20 protein-coding genes and 1 tRNA gene are annotated in these 16,670 nt (G+C 70.2%); 5 read left to right on the forward strand and 16 right to left on the reverse strand.

Going from position 1 to position 16,670, the window contains the following annotated elements; genetic code table 11:
• The first annotated feature begins 217 nt into the window (after positions 1–217).
• The 3 genes from AC5K6T_RS21975 (at position 218) to AC5K6T_RS21985 (ending at position 5,516) form a co-directional block, all read left to right on the forward strand.
• Positions 218–2,515, forward strand: a complete 2,298-nt coding sequence (locus tag AC5K6T_RS21975) for a heterodisulfide reductase-related iron-sulfur binding cluster (RefSeq protein WP_493211483.1) — start codon at positions 218–220, stop codon at positions 2,513–2,515.
• A gap of 598 nt (positions 2,516–3,113) precedes the next feature.
• Positions 3,114–4,397, forward strand: coding sequence for an FG-GAP repeat domain-containing protein (locus tag AC5K6T_RS21980; RefSeq protein ID WP_493211484.1), 1,284 nt, complete (start codon positions 3,114–3,116; stop codon positions 4,395–4,397).
• Positions 4,398–4,511: 114 nt separating this feature from the next.
• The gene (locus AC5K6T_RS21985; protein WP_493211486.1) at positions 4,512–5,516 is read left to right on the forward strand and encodes a Yip1 family protein; all 1,005 of its coding nucleotides are present in this window, start codon (positions 4,512–4,514) and stop codon (positions 5,514–5,516) included.
• A 150-nt stretch (positions 5,517–5,666) separates the two neighbouring features.
• Here the strand turns inward: AC5K6T_RS21985 and AC5K6T_RS21990 are convergent, their stop codons facing one another.
• The 3 genes from AC5K6T_RS21990 to AC5K6T_RS22000 form a co-directional block, all read right to left on the reverse strand.
• Positions 5,667–6,164: a phosphoribosyltransferase gene (locus AC5K6T_RS21990; RefSeq protein WP_493211488.1), complete on the reverse strand. Its 498-nt coding sequence runs from the start codon at positions 6,162–6,164 to the stop codon at positions 5,667–5,669.
• Positions 6,161–6,736: a dCTP deaminase gene (gene dcd / locus AC5K6T_RS21995; protein ID WP_493211490.1), complete on the reverse strand. Its 576-nt coding sequence runs from the start codon at positions 6,734–6,736 to the stop codon at positions 6,161–6,163. The genes AC5K6T_RS21990 and dcd overlap by 4 nt, the downstream gene beginning before the upstream one ends.
• Before the next feature lie 179 nt (positions 6,737–6,915).
• A complete protein-coding gene (locus tag AC5K6T_RS22000) occupies positions 6,916–7,074 on the reverse strand; it encodes a hypothetical protein (RefSeq protein ID WP_493211492.1) in 159 nt (52 codons plus the stop codon).
• 271 nt (positions 7,075–7,345) lie between these two features.
• On the opposite strand from AC5K6T_RS22000, the gene AC5K6T_RS22005 reads away from it, so the two are divergent.
• Positions 7,346–7,419: transfer RNA gene (locus AC5K6T_RS22005), tRNA-Gly, on the forward strand.
• A 49-nt stretch (positions 7,420–7,468) separates the two neighbouring features.
• Here the strand turns inward: AC5K6T_RS22005 and AC5K6T_RS22010 are convergent.
• The 10 genes from AC5K6T_RS22010 to AC5K6T_RS22055 form a co-directional block, all read right to left on the reverse strand.
• Positions 7,469–8,638 (reverse strand): tyrosine-type recombinase/integrase, encoded by a 1,170-nt coding sequence (locus tag AC5K6T_RS22010; protein WP_493211494.1) that lies wholly within the window; start codon positions 8,636–8,638, stop codon positions 7,469–7,471.
• Positions 8,638–8,853, reverse strand: a complete 216-nt coding sequence (locus AC5K6T_RS22015) for an excisionase family DNA-binding protein (RefSeq protein WP_493211496.1) — start codon at positions 8,851–8,853, stop codon at positions 8,638–8,640. The genes AC5K6T_RS22010 and AC5K6T_RS22015 overlap by 1 nt, the downstream gene beginning before the upstream one ends.
• Positions 8,850–10,151, reverse strand: a complete 1,302-nt coding sequence (locus tag AC5K6T_RS22020) for a replication initiator (protein WP_493211498.1) — start codon at positions 10,149–10,151, stop codon at positions 8,850–8,852. The genes AC5K6T_RS22015 and AC5K6T_RS22020 overlap by 4 nt, the downstream gene beginning before the upstream one ends.
• 131 nt (positions 10,152–10,282) lie before the next feature.
• Positions 10,283–10,546, reverse strand: a complete 264-nt coding sequence (locus tag AC5K6T_RS22025; RefSeq protein WP_493211500.1) for a SpdD protein — start codon at positions 10,544–10,546, stop codon at positions 10,283–10,285.
• A 37-nt stretch (positions 10,547–10,583) separates the two neighbouring features.
• Positions 10,584–10,778 (reverse strand): hypothetical protein, encoded by a 195-nt coding sequence (locus AC5K6T_RS22030; RefSeq protein WP_327727805.1) that lies wholly within the window; start codon positions 10,776–10,778, stop codon positions 10,584–10,586.
• Positions 10,779–10,804: 26 nt separating this feature from the next.
• The gene (locus tag AC5K6T_RS22035) at positions 10,805–10,996 is read right to left on the reverse strand and encodes a mobile element transfer protein (RefSeq protein ID WP_033530338.1); all 192 of its coding nucleotides are present in this window, start codon (positions 10,994–10,996) and stop codon (positions 10,805–10,807) included.
• Entirely contained in the window at positions 10,996–11,196 is a 201-nt protein-coding gene (locus AC5K6T_RS22040) for an RING finger protein (protein WP_493211502.1), read from the reverse strand. The genes AC5K6T_RS22035 and AC5K6T_RS22040 overlap by 1 nt, the downstream gene beginning before the upstream one ends.
• A 19-nt stretch (positions 11,197–11,215) precedes the next feature.
• Positions 11,216–11,893, reverse strand: coding sequence for a DUF2637 domain-containing protein (locus AC5K6T_RS22045; protein ID WP_493211504.1), 678 nt, complete (start codon positions 11,891–11,893; stop codon positions 11,216–11,218).
• An 83-nt stretch (positions 11,894–11,976) separates the two neighbouring features.
• Positions 11,977–13,356, reverse strand: coding sequence for an FtsK/SpoIIIE domain-containing protein (locus AC5K6T_RS22050; RefSeq protein WP_493211506.1), 1,380 nt, complete (start codon positions 13,354–13,356; stop codon positions 11,977–11,979).
• Positions 13,357–13,361: 5 nt separating this feature from the next.
• Complete coding sequence (locus AC5K6T_RS22055; protein WP_493211507.1) at positions 13,362–13,712, reverse strand: SCO3933 family regulatory protein; 351 nt, start codon at positions 13,710–13,712, stop codon at positions 13,362–13,364.
• A gap of 165 nt (positions 13,713–13,877) precedes the next feature.
• On the opposite strand from AC5K6T_RS22055, the gene AC5K6T_RS22060 reads away from it, so the two are divergent.
• Entirely contained in the window at positions 13,878–14,288 is a 411-nt protein-coding gene (locus AC5K6T_RS22060; protein ID WP_493211509.1) for a hypothetical protein, read from the forward strand.
• Between the two features lie 38 nt (positions 14,289–14,326).
• Here the strand turns inward: AC5K6T_RS22060 and AC5K6T_RS22065 are convergent, their stop codons facing one another.
• The 3 genes from AC5K6T_RS22065 to AC5K6T_RS22075 form a co-directional block, all read right to left on the reverse strand.
• The gene (locus AC5K6T_RS22065; RefSeq protein WP_493211511.1) at positions 14,327–15,055 is read right to left on the reverse strand and encodes a GntR family transcriptional regulator; all 729 of its coding nucleotides are present in this window, start codon (positions 15,053–15,055) and stop codon (positions 14,327–14,329) included.
• A gap of 65 nt (positions 15,056–15,120) precedes the next feature.
• Positions 15,121–15,585: an ATP-binding protein gene (locus AC5K6T_RS22070; RefSeq protein ID WP_493211513.1), complete on the reverse strand. Its 465-nt coding sequence runs from the start codon at positions 15,583–15,585 to the stop codon at positions 15,121–15,123.
• Positions 15,586–15,862: 277 nt separating this feature from the next.
• Positions 15,863–16,603 carry a GntR family transcriptional regulator gene (locus tag AC5K6T_RS22075; protein ID WP_200309260.1) on the reverse strand — a complete coding sequence of 247 codons (741 nt, stop codon included), beginning with the start codon at positions 16,601–16,603 and terminating at the stop codon, positions 15,863–15,865.
• Between the last annotated feature and the right edge of the window lie 67 nt (positions 16,604–16,670).

Here is a 16,670-nt window from a genome sequence, read left to right on the forward strand (position 1 = left end):
CGGCCGGGCCGCGGAAGGGCGGGGCGTGCGCACGGATCCGGCCGCCGGAAGAGGTGCCGCGACCACTGAGGGCCGCCTCAGCGACGCAGATCACCGAGCGTCTGGCTACAGTGCGGCGAAGGATGCGGGTAGTCTCAGACGGACTGCATAAGTTACCGCTTAGTAATCTCGGTTAGCCATCTCAACGAAGAACCCCTCGCCGGTTCGAGGAGTCCCCATGCAACTCGCCGCGATCATCGTGTCGATGGTCCTCATGGCCGTCGGTTTCGCGCTGTTCGGCCGGGCCGTCCTGCAGATCGTCCGCTTCATGATGCTCGGCCAGCCGCTGCCCGCCGGGTCCCGGACCAACGACCCGGTGGCGCGCACCGTCACCGTGGTCAAGGAGTTCCTCGGCCACACGCGGATGAACCGCTGGGGCATCGTGGGCTTCGCGCACTGGTTCGTGGCGATCGGCTTCTACACGCTGCTGCTGACCATCGTGAACGCCACCGGTCAGCTCTTCCAGGCCGACTGGATCCTCCCGGTCATCGGCGACTGGGCCCCGTACAACGTCTTCGTCGAGTTCATCGGCACCATGACGGTGCTCGGCATCCTGGTCCTGATCGCCGTCCGGCAGCTGTCCCGCCCCGACAGGCCGGGCCGCAAGTCCCGCTTCGCGGGCTCCAACACCGGCCAGGCGTACTTCGTCGAGACGGTCATCCTCATCGTCGGTGTCTGCATCTTCATGCTGCACGCCCTCGAGGGTGCGATGCACCACGTGGAGGGCTACGAGGCCTCCTTCTTCCTCTCGTACCCGGTGGTCTCCTGGCTGGAGGGCATGGACCTCTCCACCCTCCAGAACCTCACCTACTTCTTCGCCGGGCTGAAGATCGCCACCTCCTTCATCTGGATGATCACGGTCTCCCTGAAGACCGACATGGGCGTCGCCTGGCACCGTTTCCTGGGCTTCCCGAACATCTGGTTCAAGCGGGATGCGGCGGGTGGTACGGCGTTGGGTGCGCTGCTGCCGATGACCAGTGGCGGCAGGGCGATCGACTTCGCCGATCCCGGTGAGGACGACGTGTTCGGCGTCTCCCAGGTCGAGCAGTTCTCCTGGAAGGGCCTGCTGGACTTCTCCACCTGCACCGAGTGCGGCCGCTGCCAGTCGCAGTGCCCCGCCTGGAACACCGGCAAGCCGCTCTCCCCCAAACTGCTGATCATGTCCCTGCGGGACAACGCCCACGCCAAGGCCCCCTACCTCCTCGCCGGCGGCGGCAGAACCACCGAAGGCGAGGAGAAAGCCACCCCACAGCAGCTGCAGAACGTCCCCGCCGCAGCCCTCACCGAAGCCGAACGCCCCCTGGTCGGCACCGCCCAGGACAACGGCGTCATCGACCCCGACGTCCTGTGGTCCTGCACCACCTGCGGCGCCTGCGTCGAACAGTGCCCCGTCGACATCGAGCACATCGACCACATCGTCGACATGCGCCGCTACCAGGTCATGATCGAATCAGCGTTCCCCTCCGAAGCCGGCACCATGCTCAAGAACCTGGAGAAGAAGGGCAACCCCTGGGGCCTGGCAAAGAAACAACGCCTGGAATGGCTCAAGGAACTCGACTTCGACGTCCCCGTCGTGGGCAAGGACATCGAGGACCTCACCGACGTCGAGTACCTCTACTGGGTCGGCTGCGCCGGCGCCCTCGAAGACCGCGCCAAGAAGACCACCAAGGCGTTCGCCGAACTCCTCCACATCGCCGGCGTGACGTTCGCCATCATGGGCGGCGACGAGAAATGCACCGGCGACTCCGCCCGCCGCCTGGGCAACGAACCCCTCTTCCAGGAACTCGGCACGCAGAACGTCACCGCCCTCAACACCGCCTTCGGCGAGGAGACCGACGACGACGGCAACATCACACCCGAGTCGAGGAAACCGAAGTCGGCCAAGAAGATCGTCGCCACCTGCCCCCACTGCCTCAACACCCTCGCCAACGAATACCCCCAGCTCGGCGGCGACTACGACGTCATCCACCACACCCAGCTGCTGCAACACCTCGTCGACGAAGGCCGCCTGGTCCCCCTCACCCCGGTCGAAGGCATCATCACCTACCACGACCCCTGCTACCTCGGCCGCCACAACAAGATCTACACACCCCCACGCGAGATCATCGCCAACGTCCCCGGCCTGCGCAACGAAGAGATGCACCGCCACAAGGAACGCGGCTTCTGCTGCGGCGCCGGCGGCGCCCGCATGTGGATGGAAGAACGCATCGGCAAACGCATCAACAACGAACGCGTCGACGAAGCCCTCTCCCTCAACCCCGACATCGTCTCCACCGCCTGCCCCTTCTGCCTCGTCATGCTCACCGACTCCGTCAACGGCAAGAAGAACGACGGCACCGCCAAGGACACCCTCCAAGTCCTCGACGTCGCCCAACTCCTCCTCACCTCCGTCACAACCCCCACCAACCCCACCGACCCCACCAACCCCACCGACACCCCCCACCCCGACCACCCCACCCCCCAACCCGTGCAGTGACCCCCACGGCTCCGGCGGCCTCCAGAGGTCCCGGAGCCCCCGGCGGCCACCGCAGCCCCCGAGGCCCGTACCGACGCCCCGCCCCGTCTCCGGGCCGGGGCGTCGCCGCGTACGGCCGACGGGCCCGCAGGGGCACGTACCGCACGCCGGGCCCCGGACGCGGCGGCCGCACACGGGTCTGTCGCCCGATTCGAACGCGTGCTTCACTGCTGTGTCGTTGTCGGTGCGGGTGGTGCGGGCGGGGCGGACGGTGGACCGGACAGTGGTCGGGACGGCGGGACGGACAGCGGAAACGGCGAGAACGGTGCGGACGGTGCGGACGGTGCGGACACCCACGACGGCCGGAACCCCGGACGCAGCCGCAACGACGAGCACGGCCGGAGCGACGAGTACCGCCGGAACGGCGAGCACAGCCGGAACGGCGGAGGCGGTGCGAACACCGCGGGCCGCGTCCGCACCGAGGCCGGTGGCGGCACCGGCAGCCCGCACGTCCACGGCGGCAGCCGCGCCCCGCACGTCCACAGCGCCAGCCGCGCCCCGCAGGCCCCTGACGGCATCGGCGCCCCGCAGGCCCCTGGCGGCAGCGACCCGCAGGCGCTTGACGGCGGCGGCGTCCGTCGGAGCCCTGCTCCTGCTGCCGGCCGCCTGTGGGCTCACCCCGGACGGCGGCGGCCGGCCCGCCTCCCCGCCGAGCACGGGCGTGAAGGCCGCCCAGGCACCCGCCCGGCTCCCGGTCCCGCACGGCGGGGGCAGCGACGTACCGGACGACTTCAACGGCGACGGCCACCGCGACCTCGTCCTCGACGACCTGGTCAAGGCACGCGCGCACAGCGACGACTCCGGCATCGGCATCGTCTACGGCGGCCCCCGCGGACTCGTGCCCGCCGCGCGGCAGTTGCTGAGCCCCGCCCGGAACGCGGCCCCGAGCGGCGGCGAGCTGCCCGCCCTGTTCGACGCGGAGGCACACTGCGACCTGGACGCCGACGGGTTCACCGACCTGGTCGTGTCCACCGACCCGCCCTACGACGGCCAGGGACGCCCCCCGGTGCCGCTGCAGATCCTGTTCGGGTCGCCCGAGGGCCTCGGCGGCCGCGCGGTCCCCCTGGTGATCCCCGACGCGGCGCGGGCCGGGAACGACTGGCCCGACCGGCCGGTGTGCGGCGACTTCGACGGGGACGGCCGCGACGACCTGGTCGTGCACGCCTCCGACCAGCAGGTGAGCTTCCTGCGCGGCCCGTTCGGCCGTACCGGTGCCCCGCACGCGGCGGGCGCGCCCGTGCACGTCCCGGGCAACGTGCCCACCGGCCCCGCCGCCGACGTCGACGGCGACGGCCGCGACGACCTCCTGGTACGCGCCGCCGAAGGCCGGGCCACGTCCGCGGTGGTGCTCGGCGGCCCCGACGGGCCCGCCGGGGCCGGCATCGCCCTGCCGGAGGGCCTGGACGTCGCCCTGGGGCGGTTCGGCCTCGGCCCGCGCCTGGACGCGGCGGTCGGCGGCATCGGCGAGACCTCCCTGCGCTACGACCTCCCGGCCGCCGCCTCCGGCACCCTCGCCGTCGGCGGCTCCCTGCTGGACAGTGCCGACTTCGACGGCGACGGACTGAGCGAACTCGTCTCCAGCGGCTCGGGCATCCGCGTCCTGCACGGACGTACGACGGGCCCGACCGCGGCGGACCTGGTGCGGGTCGAGCCCGCGGCGCCCGGCACCTCGCGGGTGCTGGCGGCCGCCGACTACGACGGCGACGGGCTGGCGGACCTGGTGGTGCGGACGTATCCCGGCGAGACGAAGGACACGGTGGCGGTGTATCCCGGCGTGCGGGACGGGGTGGTCGCCCGGTCGCCGGCGGTGTCCTTCTCCACGGCCGCCTTCCTGGCCGGCTGAGCGCCGGGCCGCCACGCGCCGGGAGCGGCCGGGCCCCTAGGGGCCCGGCCCTGGGTGTGGCAGGGGACGACGGCGGGGGCCGTGGCCATGACCCGTACGGGTGAGCCGTAAGGGATGTCACAGGTCGGCAGCAAAGCCCGGCACCGGAGGCCGGGTCCGGCACGTCACTCTCCGGGACCAGGTACGTTCGAAGGCGTGGCTGGATTCAGGATCGGACGCGGCGGCCGGGACGACCGCGCCCCGCACGCGCGACCGCAACACTCCCCGTACGGACGGCAGGCGCCGCAGGGCCCGCCGTACGGCGGTGCCTCGCAGGGCCCGTCGTACGGCTACCCCCCGGCGCAACAGCCGTACCCGCAGCCGCAGGCGCGGCAGCAGGGCGGGCCGGGCGGCGACTGGGGGAACCACGGCGAGCCGGAGTACTTCGGCGCGGGACACGACCCGTACGGCCCGGCCGGCGGCCAGGACCCCTACGCGGCGAACAACCCGGGCCACACCCAGGCGTTCTCGGTCGACGACCCGTACAGCCAGGGCGAGACGTACCAGGCGGGTTCCACCGCCCCGGCCGGTCCGGTCGGCCCGCGGCTGCCCTGGAAGGCGCTGCTGCGCGGCATCGTCCTGGAGCCCGGCCAGACCTTCCTCCAGATGCGCGACTACGCGATGTGGGGCCCCGCCCTGATCGTGTCGTTCCTCTACGGACTGCTCGCCGTGTTCGGCTTCGACGACGCCCGCGAGGACGCCATCAACGCGACGCTGTCCAACGCCGTGCCGATCGTGCTGACGACCGCGGTGGCGATGGTGCTGAGCGCGTTCGTGCTGGGAGTGGTCACGCACACGATGGCCCGCCAGCTCGGCGGCGACGGCGCGTGGCAGCCCACGGTCGGCCTCTCCATGCTGATCATGTCGCTGACGGACGCGCCCCGGCTGGTGCTCGCCATGTTCGCCGGCGGCGACGCGACGTTCGTGCAGGTGGTCGGCTGGGTCACCTGGATCGCCGGTGGCGCCCTGCTCACCCTGATGGTCAGCCGCTCCCACGACCTGCCCTGGCCGAAGGCCCTCGGCGCCTCCGCGATCCAGTTGGTCGCCCTGCTGTCGATCGTCAAGCTGGGCACCTTCTGACCCGACCCCCCGGACACACAGGGCCCCGGCGCAGCCGGGGCCCTCGGCGTTCGAGGCGCCGGGCAGGGCGCCGGGGCGCGCCGCTCGGGTATCGGGGCCGGGGCCGGGGCGCGCCGCTCGGGTATCGGGGCCGGGGCCGGGGCGCGCCGCTCAGGCGTCGAGCACCTGGCCCTCACGCCTGACCACGGGCGGCAGAACGCTCCACGGGAAGTTGATCCAGTCGTCGGTGCGCTTCCAGACGTACTCGCACTTCACCAGGGACTGGGACTTCTCGTAGATCACGGCGGAGCGGACCTCGGCGACGTGGTCGAGGCAGAAGTCGTGCACCAGCTTGAGCGTCTTGCCGGTGTCGGCGACGTCGTCGGTGATCAGGACCTTCTTGTCGGAGAAGTCGATGGCGTTGGGGACCGGCGCCAGCATGACCGGCATCTCCAGGGTGGTCCCCACGCCGGTGTAGAACTCCACGTTCACGAGATGGATGTTCTTGCAGTCCAGGGCGTAGGCGAGGGCGCCGGCCACGAAGACGCCGCCGCGGGCGATGGAGAGCACGATGTCGGGCTCGTAGCCGTCGTCGGTGATGGTCTGCGCGAGTTCGCGGACGGCCGCGCCGAAGCCCTCGTAGGTCAGGTTCTCGCGTACGTCGCTCATACCTGCGTCCGGTGGAAGTTGAGGAAGGAGCGGGAGGCGGTCGGCCCGCGCTGCCCCTGGTAGCGGGACCCGTAGCGCTCACTGCCGTACGGGGACTCGGCGGGCGAGGCCAGCCGGAACATGCACAGCTGGCCGATCTTCATGCCGGGCCACAGCTTGATGGGGAGCGTGGCGAGGTTCGACAGCTCCAGGGTCACGTGCCCGCTGAAGCCGGGGTCGATGAACCCGGCCGTGGAGTGCGTGACCAGCCCGAGCCGCCCCAGCGAGGACTTGCCCTCCAGCCGGGAGGCGAGGTCGTCGGGCAGGGTGATGACCTCGTACGTGGAGGCCAGCACGAACTCCCCGGGGTGCAGGATGAACGGCTCGTCGCCCTCCGGCTCGACCAGCCGGGTGAGGTCGGCCTGCTCGATGGAGGGGTCGATGTGGGGGTAGCGGTGGTTCTCGAACACCCGGAAGTAGCGGTCGAGGCGTACGTCGATGCTCGACGGCTGCACCATGGATTCGTCGTAGGGATCGATCCGCACCCGCCCGGCGTCGATCTCGGCCCGGATGTCCTTGTCTGAGAGAAGCACGCCCCGAGGATACGCAAGGCGCGCGGACCCGCCACAATCGTGACGACCCCGCGCGACGACCCCGCGCGACGACCCCGCGTGCCGGCACGCTGCCCGGCACGATCCCGGGTGCCCCGGCTGCACCGGCTGTACCGGCTGCCGCGGCTGTCCCAGGTGCTCCGGCCGCCGGACTGCTCCGGCTACCGCTTCTGCAGGCTCACCGGTACGACGCTGCGGAGCCGGGCGCAGCGCGGACATCGCAGGAGCCGGCCGGGTCCGAGCCGCTCGGCCTGCTGCATCGGGAACGAGGCGGTGCTGAAGACGTGCCCATCGGCACAGCGGACGACGGTGCGTTCCATCAAGTCCAGGAGTCCCTTCCCCAAGTGGCGCGTTGCCGTGCTGGATTCCCGCGACGGCGAAAGCCACATTACGGGATGAAAGGGACGCCCCTCCAGGAGCCACTCCGAACCCGGGGACCTCCTGCCCGGCCCCACCGTACGCCCCAACTCCGGCCCCCCGCAGCCGCATCCCCTCCCCGAAACCGCCACGGACCCCCACGGCTCAAGCACCGGGGGTCTGCGATGGGGTAGAGTGAGCGGGCATCACGACACCGGCCAGTCGGCGTCTTACGCGGGTGTAGTTTAATGGTAGAACATCAGCTTCCCAAGCTGAGAGCGCGAGTTCGATTCTCGTCACCCGCTCCACGAAGAAGGCCCAGGTCAAAGACCTGGGCCGTTTTGCTGTCCTCTGCGATCACTCGTCGCGTGCCAGATTCGTGCCAGAACGCCTGTCGGGCTCTTTCTCCCTGGCAGCGGCCCGCGCCTTCCGTACGGTGGCGTCCAGCCCGGCGGCGACCTCCTCTTGCCGCTCGTCGTCGGAGTGCTGGTAGATCAACGCCGCCTTCTCCGAGGACTGCCCGGCGCGAACCATGGTGTCTTTGAGCGTGGCCCCGGAGCGCGTGGAGAGCGTGTGCCCCGTGTGCCGGAGGTCGTAGAACCGGAAGCCCTCCGACATCCCGACGGCTTCACGCGCCTTCCGCCACTTCCGCCCGAAGGTGCTGCGCCGGAAGGGAGCGCCTTTCTCCCCTACGAAGATCAGTCCGTCGGGGCCCGGCTCGGCGTAGCTCTCCAGGTGCCAGCGGAGCTCCCGGCGGAGGAACGCGGGAAGAATCACAGTCCGAGTGCCTGCCTCAGACTTGGTGTCGCCCTGGACGCGTCGCCCGTTCATCCGCTCGGGCTCGGCGAGGCGGACGCGGACGCGAAGGTTGTCGAGGTCGACGTCCCGGCGGCGGAGGCCGGCCAGTTCCTCGGGTCGCATCGGACCGTACGCACCGAGGTAGACCATGAGCCGCCACCGCATCCCCACCGCTTCGGCGAGGGCATCGACCTGGGCGACGGTGGCAATGCGACGCTCAGCCGCCCTCTCCTTCCCCGCGCCCTTGATCCGGCAGGGATTGCGGGTGATCAGCTCGTCGTCCACGGCCGTTTCCATGATGGCCTTGAGGAGTCGGTACGCCTTGGCCGTCATCGTCTTGGCGTTCGTGGTCCGCAGTCGACCGGCCCGCCACTCACGGACGCGCGGGGCGGTGATCTCGTCCAAGTCCAGCTCGGCGAGGGCGAACAGGTGCTTGTCGAGGAGGTAGCGGTAGAGGTCGCGCGTGAGCGGCGCGAGTTCCCGTTCGTCGACCCACTTGTCGGCGTAGGCCCGGAAGCTCACCGCGCCCGCCTCCGGGTCGCGCCACTCGCCCCGCCGGATCTCCGTCTGCCGTTCTGCAAGCCAGTCGTCGGCATCAGCGGTCGTCTCGAAGGTGACGGGAGCCGGACGCATCACGCCGTCAGGGCCCGGGTAGCGAGCCTGGTACCGGCCGGAGGGAAGCCGTCTGATCGCGCCGAAACGGCGCCGCCTGCCCCTGTTGTTGGCCATCAGGCAGCAGCCCTTCCGAAGCGGGACCGAGGCCGCCTCAGCGGCTCTACGATGCGAGCGGCGAGGTACTCGCGGAGGGCGCTCTCCGGGATGCGGACGTACCGGCCGACCTTCACGTATCGAATGCGCCGCTCCTCGATGAGCCGCCGGGGGAAGCGGGCGGTCGTGCCCAGCAGCTCGGCGACCTGGTCGACGGACAGGTAGCGGTCGGTCATGTGGTCGGCTCTCCTTCCGTTCCGGGGGCAGGTTCGAGGGATGCGGCAAGCCAGGTCTCGCCCGCGCTGAGGCCCGTACCGGCGAACACCCAGTGGGCGAGGACGAGCGTGGTTTCGCCGTCCTGCGGGGCCGGCGGTGCGGCTTGCGCGCGGCGCCATTCGGCGCGGGCGTCGCGGAGGGCGCCGAGGGTGGTGGAGTAGCGGCGGGACTTGGTGGAGAAGTGGCCGCGGAAGCCCAACATGTGGGACCAAGCCCGAAGACGAAGGTATGCCAGCTCGGGGCGTGCGCCGAGGGTCCAGGCGGTTCGGATCATGCGGCGGGCGTGGTCGGTGATCCGGGCACCGGCCAGCTCGGCGAGGAAGCGGATCGGCCGGTCAAGGGTGCCGGTCGCGGTCTCGGCGCCCTTGGTGGCGTACTTGGCGATGTACGCCGCTACGGCCCGCTCGGTCAGCTCCTGGCCGCCATCGAAGTCGGCGGAGCGGATCGGGCGGACGTCGAGCTGACGGCCGAAGACGAAGGAGTGCGCCCGGCCGTCGACGGTCGGGCCGTGGACGCGAGCGACGGTGGCAGCGGCGTGGATCGCGTCGCTCAGCAGCTCGGCCGTGGCCCAGGCCGGGGGCGAGGTGTCGCCGCCGTCGGGGCCGTCGAGGCGGATGACCGCGTGGAAGTGGACGGCTCCGCGCTTCTGGTACTCGGCGACCTTGGCGAAGGAGATGCGGGCGTGGTCGCGGAAGGCGCGTTGGGTGAGGCCGGCCAGCTTGGCGACCTCGCGGCGGAGGTAGATGGAGAACCGGCGCCACAGGGCCCCGGCGTGGGCGTTCCAGAGCACGGCCGCTTCGTAGTCGTACGTGTCCGGGTCGAGGGGCGTGCCGAGGGCCGGGTCTGTGTCGTCGTGCCGGGCACCGCAGCGGCAGGGCCGTCCGCTGGAGGGGCGGTTGTGGACCGGGCCGAAGCTCGGCGCGGTGAACGTGGCGAACACGCGCGGATGCGTGCCGACCTGCTCAGGGGTGCCCTTGCCGCCGCGGAGCCCGGCGGTGATCAGGTGGAAGGTGTCTCGACGGTAGACCTCCGCGCAGGCCGCGCAGCGGGTGGCACGGCGGTTGTTGCAACGAACGAGGAGGTTTCCGGCGGGGAGGGCGGTCGAGTCGAGGTGGTGCAGGACGCGCCCGACCTCACCGGTCGTCGTGTCGACGGCGTACTCGGTGCGGTGGCCGTCGAGGCGTACGGGGTGGGTGCAGCCGCCCAGGCCGGAGAGTTGGCGGGCCAGTTCGGGCAGGGTGCCGAGTGAGGCGAGCATGGAGAGTTCCGCCAGCGGGGGCGGAGTCTGCCGGGTGATGATGGGACTTCCTTTCGGCTGTTTCGGCGGTTGGGAAGGACGGCCCCGGGGCGGCGGGATGCTTGGCGGCTTGTTGCCGCCCCGGCGGCCGGTCAACGCTTGTCGGCGCCCTTGACGAGGGAGCGCAGGACGACGGCGGCGATGGCCACGGAGACGGCCGAGACGGCGACCGCCGCCAGGAGCGCGGTGAGGACGGCGCCCACGACGAGCACGGCGGCGACCGCGCCGACACCGGCGCCCACGAACGGGGCGATCGGGCGGCCGGCGGAGTGAGCCGGAACCGGGGCGTGGCTCTGCGGGATGTGCGTGGTGATGCTCGGGACGTGCGGAGTGTCGGGCAGCTTGGGACGGAACACGGCGGGTCTCCTTTGCCGGTTGTGTGCGGTCGTTGGCTCAGTCGCGGGTGCCGTTGACGACGTCGACCCCGGAACGGGTGCCGGACTCGATGACCGGGGCGAGGACGGTGTGCGAGAGCCAGAAGCCGAACAGCGCGATCACGACGGCGACCCATAGGCGGACGCCGAGGAACTTGATCGCGGCCCAGGCGATGACGCCCAGGACGAAGACGAGCGGCAGCGAGACGGTCACGGGATCTCCTCGGGTGTCGTCTCGGCTCAGCGGACGGCGCAGCGGTGGGTGCGCGCGGCCAGCTCGGCGGCGGCCCGGCTGTCGTAGTCGGTCGAGAAGCCGCAGCGCGGAGCCGTACAGGCGGCGGTGTGCTTCTCGCGGCCACGGCCGTCGTAGTACGTGCCGACCTGGACGGGACCGATGCGGACGAGGTTGCGGAAGCGGCGGTTGGCAGGCATCAGGGGTTCTCCTTCTGGTCGTTGTCGGTCTCGCCGGTGAAGTCGGTGACGTGGTCGGCGAGCCAGCGCAAGATCTCGTCGCCCTCGTAGCTGTCGGCGGCGAGGATCACCGGTTCGGCGATGAGCACGGCTTCGGTGAGGCGGTTCTGTCGAGTCAGCTCGGCGGCACGCTTGAGTGCGCGGAGCGTGGACGGTCGCAAGGTGGAAAGTCCTCCGAGGTCAGGTGAGTTGAGCGGCGATGGCTTCGGCCAGTGGCATCGGGACGCCGAGCCGGGCGCGAAGGGTCGAGGTGTCGATGGGGGTGCCGGTTCGGGCGTGGTGTTCGTCGGCGACCTTCCGGGCGAGGGCGACGAGGGCAGGAGGTACGGCAGCGGGCCGTACGGGGGCGGACGAGGGCGGAGCCGACCCGACTTCGAGGGACGGCAGCTCGGGCGCCGTCACGGGCGGGGCCACCTCTGTGGCGGTGGCCTGTTGTGGCGCCGAGTCCGTGAAAGTCGAGAGCGGTTCGGTGTCGGCCATGGCGCGAGGTGTCTTGGGTGCGCCGTGGGCGAGGAGCGTGCCGCCGAGGAAGGCGACCGCGGGCCAGCCGGCGACGAGGATGCGCAGCCAGGCGGGCGCGTCGTCCAGGTCGAGCAGTCCGGCGGTGGCGACGTTGGCGCCGAGGGAGGCGATCAGCGCGACGAGGAACCAGCACCACCCGGCCGCTTTCGCCTCCCCCGAGCGGAGCCGCCGCCAGGCCGCCACCATCAGCAGGTCGACGGAGACCGGGTAGGCCCACGCCTTCCAGCCGTCCTGTCCCGCAGCGGAGGCAAGGTCGTGCAGATGAGCGAAGGACAGCGCGGCGGCGATGAGCGCCTGGACGAGTACGGCGTCCACACGGACGGGCAGGGCACGCACGGCGCGACTCCTTCCGGTTTCAGGCATGGGTGGGGTAGGGACGTGGCGCGGGACGGTCGCGCCGACCGTGGGAGCGGGTGCGGCTACTCGGCGACGGGGCGAGGAGTTGCTACGGGCGGCCCGGACGCCTCCACGGGCGCGGGCGGGACGTAGGGGCGGAAGGGTGCGAGCGCGGGCACGTCGGGTGCGAGGTGGGCCGTCTCGCGGCAGATGGCCGCCGCTTCGGCGAGGGAGAGGTGAGGCGTACGGATGCGGGACCAGCCGCCGGACGTGTCGCCGACGACGGCGAGGCCGGGCAGCTCGGGCGCGATGCCGCAGGCCGCGTACACCGCCTCAGGGGCGATGTCACCGAGCGCCATCTTCGCGGAGGCTTCGTCGTTGACGCGGTGGCAGACACGGCCGGTCAGCTGGGCCCGCAGCATGGTCGCGCCCTTGCCCAGCTCCGCACCGAAGCGCTGCCCGCACACCTCCAGATAGATGCCGGCCGCACGACCGAGCTGAGCGAGCCGGATGAGGTGAGTGACCATCTCGTCCCGCCGTTCCTCCTCCTTCCTGGTGGCGACGAGGAAGAGTTCCGCCACCTCGTCGATGAACAGCACGATGGGCGCCGGGCGTTCGTCGTCCAGCAGGCCCCAGATGTCCGAGGTGATCAACTCGTCCGGAGTACCGGGGGCGATACCCTGCCTCGCCTTGATCAGGTCGTAGCGCTCCTCCATTTCCTTCACCAGCACGGGCAGCAGCTCGGCCGCCTGTACCGGGTCGGTGGCCAGGGCGGAAAGCCGGGCAGCGAACGGCGCCAGCTCCACACCGCGCTTGCAGTCGATCCCGACGAGGACAACCGACTGGACAGCCAGCCCGACGAGCAGGTTCCGCAGGAACATGGACTTGCCCGACAACGTGGCGCCGAGGACGAGTTCATGCGGAACGGCCCGGTAGTCCCGTACGAACGCCGTCGCATCCTCGCGCAGAGCCACCGGCACCCGAAGCGGCCCGGCGACGGCCCGACGAGGCATCCGCACGTTCCGCAGTACGTCGAAGCCGACGAGCCGCAGTTCCACGACTCCAGGCTTCATGTCCCGCACGTACACGGCGTGAACGCCCCAGGCGTGCCGCAGCCGTTCGGCCGAGGCCGCCACATCCGCCGGTTTCTGCCCCGGAGCCAGCCGCAGCCGGAGCCGCAGACCGGTCGAGGTGGGCCGGATCATGCCCCGCCGAGGCGGTACGGGCCGGATTTCCCGCCGAGTGGTCGCCTTGACGGCCAGCGCCCGCAACCGGGACGGCGGGACCGTCAGGCCGCACGCGTCCATGGTCGAGGAGTACGAGGCCAGCAGCCGGGCCACCGAGACCGGCAGCCCGACCGTGGACCAGTACGCCGCAGGGTGGGCGTGCCGGGCGTAGAGCGCACCGCCGCCTATCGCAGCGAGTGGCGCGCCCCACTCGGCCAGCGTCACCAAGTCGGTCACGGCGATCAGCCCGCCTGCGCCATCGGGAAGGCACCCGGAGCCACGGCGGTGGCCCGGTAGGCGATGCCGTGCCGCTGCTGGCCGTTGAACACGCTCTCCCACGGCCGGGCGACGAGCCCCGGCAGCGAGACGGGAGCACCGACCGTCAGACCGTCGGTCACACCACTCTCGGGGATGGTGACCTGGATCAGGGACGACTCGCCCTCGTCGATGAAGACGACGCCGACCGTCATCAGTGCCTCACCGGTCACAGCATCCTTGGCGATCTCACCGGTCTGCCGGTCGCGCACCTTGGGCGCCGGCGCTTCGGTGAGCAGGATCGTGGCGGACGAGGCGTCAACACGGATCACACGCACAGAGATTTCCCCTTCGGGTAGATCAACTCGCCACCTGACAAGTTGACTTAGCAAGTTAGAAGTTAGAGATGCCAAGTTGACTTGTCAAGTGGCTTCTTGGCGACCAACGAGCGCGATCGACGACGCAAGCGCACCATGAACCCAGGCAGTAGAGGAGGGCGCGCCATGGATGACCAACACCGCGCTCAGGAGCCGCAGTCGTGGGGTCCCCGCAACTCACAGGGGCCCGTGCCACCACCGAACGCGTGGTCTGCACCACCGCAAGGGCCCCCGCCAGGCAGCCCCTTTCAGGGCGAGACGGTACCCCCACCGAAGAAGCGACGTCGGATCTTTCTGTGGGTCTTCCTGGCCATCCAGATCCTGTTTCTGATCTGGGTGATCACGGGCGCCGCGAGCGGCAGTGGCACTCCGGAAGAGTGCCGAGGCCAGACCGGTGACGCCTTGCAGCTGTGCGAGGACGCGAGCGATGTGGGAACCACCATCGGCGTAGGACTGATCATCGGCCTCTGGGCAGCCGTCGACGTCATCCTCGGTTTCTCATACGTGGTCTACCGACTCGCCAGCCGACGCACTTGAGACAGACCGTCGCAGCCGAGCAGCAGCGAACCGCCAGCTCACGTGAGCCGGTAAGTGTCTTCGAGTTCCCGACGATCAGCGGGCAGCAGCACGTCAGAGACTTGCAGGGCCTGCCCGGAAGCGTCGCACGCGACCACCAGGACGCTGAGGACGGGCACGCCGTTCGGCAGCTCCAGAAGTTCGACCTCGTTCCGCTCAGGAAGCCGAGCCGAGACGCGTTCCGTCACGTGGTCGAAGCGGACCTTCTTCCGCGCCTCAAGGTGAGCACGAGTGCCGCCGCTCATCAGTTGCGCACTCTCCAGATCGGTGCCTTCAACCAGGCCGGCGGGGAAGTACGACGAGACCAGCTCGACGGGTTCGCCGTCCTCCACGACTAGGAACCGACGCATGAGGACCTTGGCACGCTTCGGCAACCCGAGCGCGGAGGCGACGCGTGCCGGAACTGGAACCTGACCGACCTCGACCAGGCGCCCAGGCGTCTGCGTCTCATCACGTGCGAGCGCTTCACTCCCCCGACGGTCCTTGTGCTCCACGACGGCCGGACGTCCGCGGACGATCGTGCCGTATCCCTGTCGGGACTCCAGCCAGCCGTCACGCTTGAGCAGGTCCAGTGCCCGAACGACGGTTGGTCGGGACATCCCGAAGGCTTGCACAAGTTGATTCTCACTGGGCACCCGAGTGCCGGCCGGATAGGTGCCGTCCTCAATACGGCGCTGGAGCGTCTGCGCGAGGCGCACATACTTAGGTGCCGCCACTTCATACGCCATGAACGCCGCCGCCTGTCGAGATTGGCCAAGTCAACTGGTCAACCAGACTAGCGACAACCGGGCCGTCAGGACAGAACCGGCCCAGCGCCCTCATCGGACGGCCACGCGTCGGCAACGTCGAAGGAGACGACTGTCCCGCCGAAGCGACTTGGACCGGAGTGCCACGAGTCGGCGATGGAGTCGACGAGGAGCAACCCTCGCCCGTGGGCGTCGTTGGCCTCCGGTTGCCGCATGCGCACACTCGCCGGGAACCCGGGGTTGTGCACCTCGATCCGGAGCGACGTCTCCACGCGATACCAAGCAACGCGCACCGTCCAGGTCTCGTCTGCCCGCCCGTAGAGAATGGCGTTGGTCACCAGCTCCGAGATCATCAACACACAGTCGTCGATCGAGCAGGCCGGGTTGTACGGGGCGATGAACTTCCGGAACCAGCGCCGTGCCCGAGGTACGGACTCCGCGACGGGGTGCAAGGTCATCGCACCGAGTCGTGGTGAGTCCGCAGAGGGAAAGCGGTCGATCGTGTAGGCCATCCGCACTCACTCCTTGCCGCTGCCGTCGCAGTCGAGGCAGCGTCGTTTCGACGTGGCACCAAGGCGGTCATTGGCCGTGGAGAGCGCCAGTGCCGTGCGGGAGCCGACGCGCTTCCAACCGCGCCCCCGGCATCCCCGGCAAGTTGCACGCGCGCCCTGGTCCGGCCGCTGACTCGGCACTCCGTGCCCCCTTCCGTCCAAGTGGCCTTAGCCACTTCCTGGATAGTGGCATTAGCCACTTGGACTGTGCAAGCGGTTCGGCGCAACTCCCAGGCCATCAGGTGAGCGGGTAGCCCTGCTCGAACGCCCAGCGATGCGGCGGGTAGGTGGCTTCGGCGAACTCCAACGGCCGGTCCTGGAGGTCGAAGACGACGTGATGAACGATCAGGACCGCAGACCCGGCTTGCAGCTGGAGGTCTGCCGCCTCCTCCTCCGTCGCACTGCGAGCACACATGCGGTCTTCGGCGTAACTCCCCTGGCGCCCCGTCATGTTCTCGACGTACATGAGCGTCCCTTCTTGGATCCGCTCCGGCTCCAGGAGCTTCGGGGCGCGGTGGCCGACGTCCGGAGCGAACCACGAGGTAGACAGCGTGATCGGCCCGTCCTGGTTGTTCGTCACCCGCCGCCGATGCACAGCCCGCAGATCCTTGACCAGGCCCAGAGCCTCAACAACGTGATCCGGGGCTTCCATCCAACCCGCCGAGGTGATCACCGCGTACTCACCAGGCGTGTAGATCTTCCCGGTCTGCCGCGCCCGCCCGTACAGCTCACGCGCCCGCCGGTTGACCTCCAGGCTGCGCACGTACGTGCCCGATCCCTGACGCTTCTCGACGAGCCCCTGATGGCTCAGCGCCTCCAGCGACCGCGCGGCAGTAGGACGGGACACCTTCCAGTTCGCAGCCAACTGCCTCTCGGAGGGCACCTCGTCCCCCGGCCGCAGGTCGCCCCGAAGGATCTGATCGCGGATGTAGTGCGCGATCTGGAGATACTTCGGCTGAGCCTCTTCGATCTGAGGCATGTCTCCTCCTCATCTTCCCAGCCCAAGTGGCTATGGCCAGTAGCCACTATAGAGTGAGTGGTCAACC

Source organism: Streptomyces sp. B8-7, assembly GCF_058833805.1.

What these genes read in the sequence shown, in the direction of transcription:
- AC5K6T_RS21975 (WP_493211483.1), top strand. Translation starts at nt 218, where the DNA reads ATGCAACTCGCCGCGATCATCGTGTCGATGGTCCTCATGGCCGTCGGT.
- AC5K6T_RS21985 (WP_493211486.1), top strand. Translation starts at nt 4,512, where the DNA reads ATGTCACAGGTCGGCAGCAAAGCCCGGCACCGGAGGCCGGGTCCGGCA.
- AC5K6T_RS21990 (WP_493211488.1), bottom strand. Translation starts at nt 6,164, where the DNA reads ATGAGCGACGTACGCGAGAACCTGACCTACGAGGGCTTCGGCGCGGCC.
- AC5K6T_RS22000 (WP_493211492.1), bottom strand. Translation starts at nt 7,074, where the DNA reads ATGGAACGCACCGTCGTCCGCTGTGCCGATGGGCACGTCTTCAGCACC.
- AC5K6T_RS22010 (WP_493211494.1), bottom strand. Translation starts at nt 8,638, where the DNA reads ATGGCCAACAACAGGGGCAGGCGGCGCCGTTTCGGCGCGATCAGACGG.
- AC5K6T_RS22015 (WP_493211496.1), bottom strand. Translation starts at nt 8,853, where the DNA reads ATGACCGACCGCTACCTGTCCGTCGACCAGGTCGCCGAGCTGCTGGGC.
- AC5K6T_RS22020 (WP_493211498.1), bottom strand. Translation starts at nt 10,151, where the DNA reads ATGCTCGCCTCACTCGGCACCCTGCCCGAACTGGCCCGCCAACTCTCC.
- AC5K6T_RS22035 (WP_033530338.1), bottom strand. Translation starts at nt 10,996, where the DNA reads ATGCCTGCCAACCGCCGCTTCCGCAACCTCGTCCGCATCGGTCCCGTC.
- AC5K6T_RS22060 (WP_493211509.1), top strand. Translation starts at nt 13,878, where the DNA reads ATGGATGACCAACACCGCGCTCAGGAGCCGCAGTCGTGGGGTCCCCGC.
- AC5K6T_RS22065 (WP_493211511.1), bottom strand. Translation starts at nt 15,055, where the DNA reads ATGGCGTATGAAGTGGCGGCACCTAAGTATGTGCGCCTCGCGCAGACG.
- AC5K6T_RS22070 (WP_493211513.1), bottom strand. Translation starts at nt 15,585, where the DNA reads ATGGCCTACACGATCGACCGCTTTCCCTCTGCGGACTCACCACGACTC.
- AC5K6T_RS22075 (WP_200309260.1), bottom strand. Translation starts at nt 16,603, where the DNA reads ATGCCTCAGATCGAAGAGGCTCAGCCGAAGTATCTCCAGATCGCGCAC.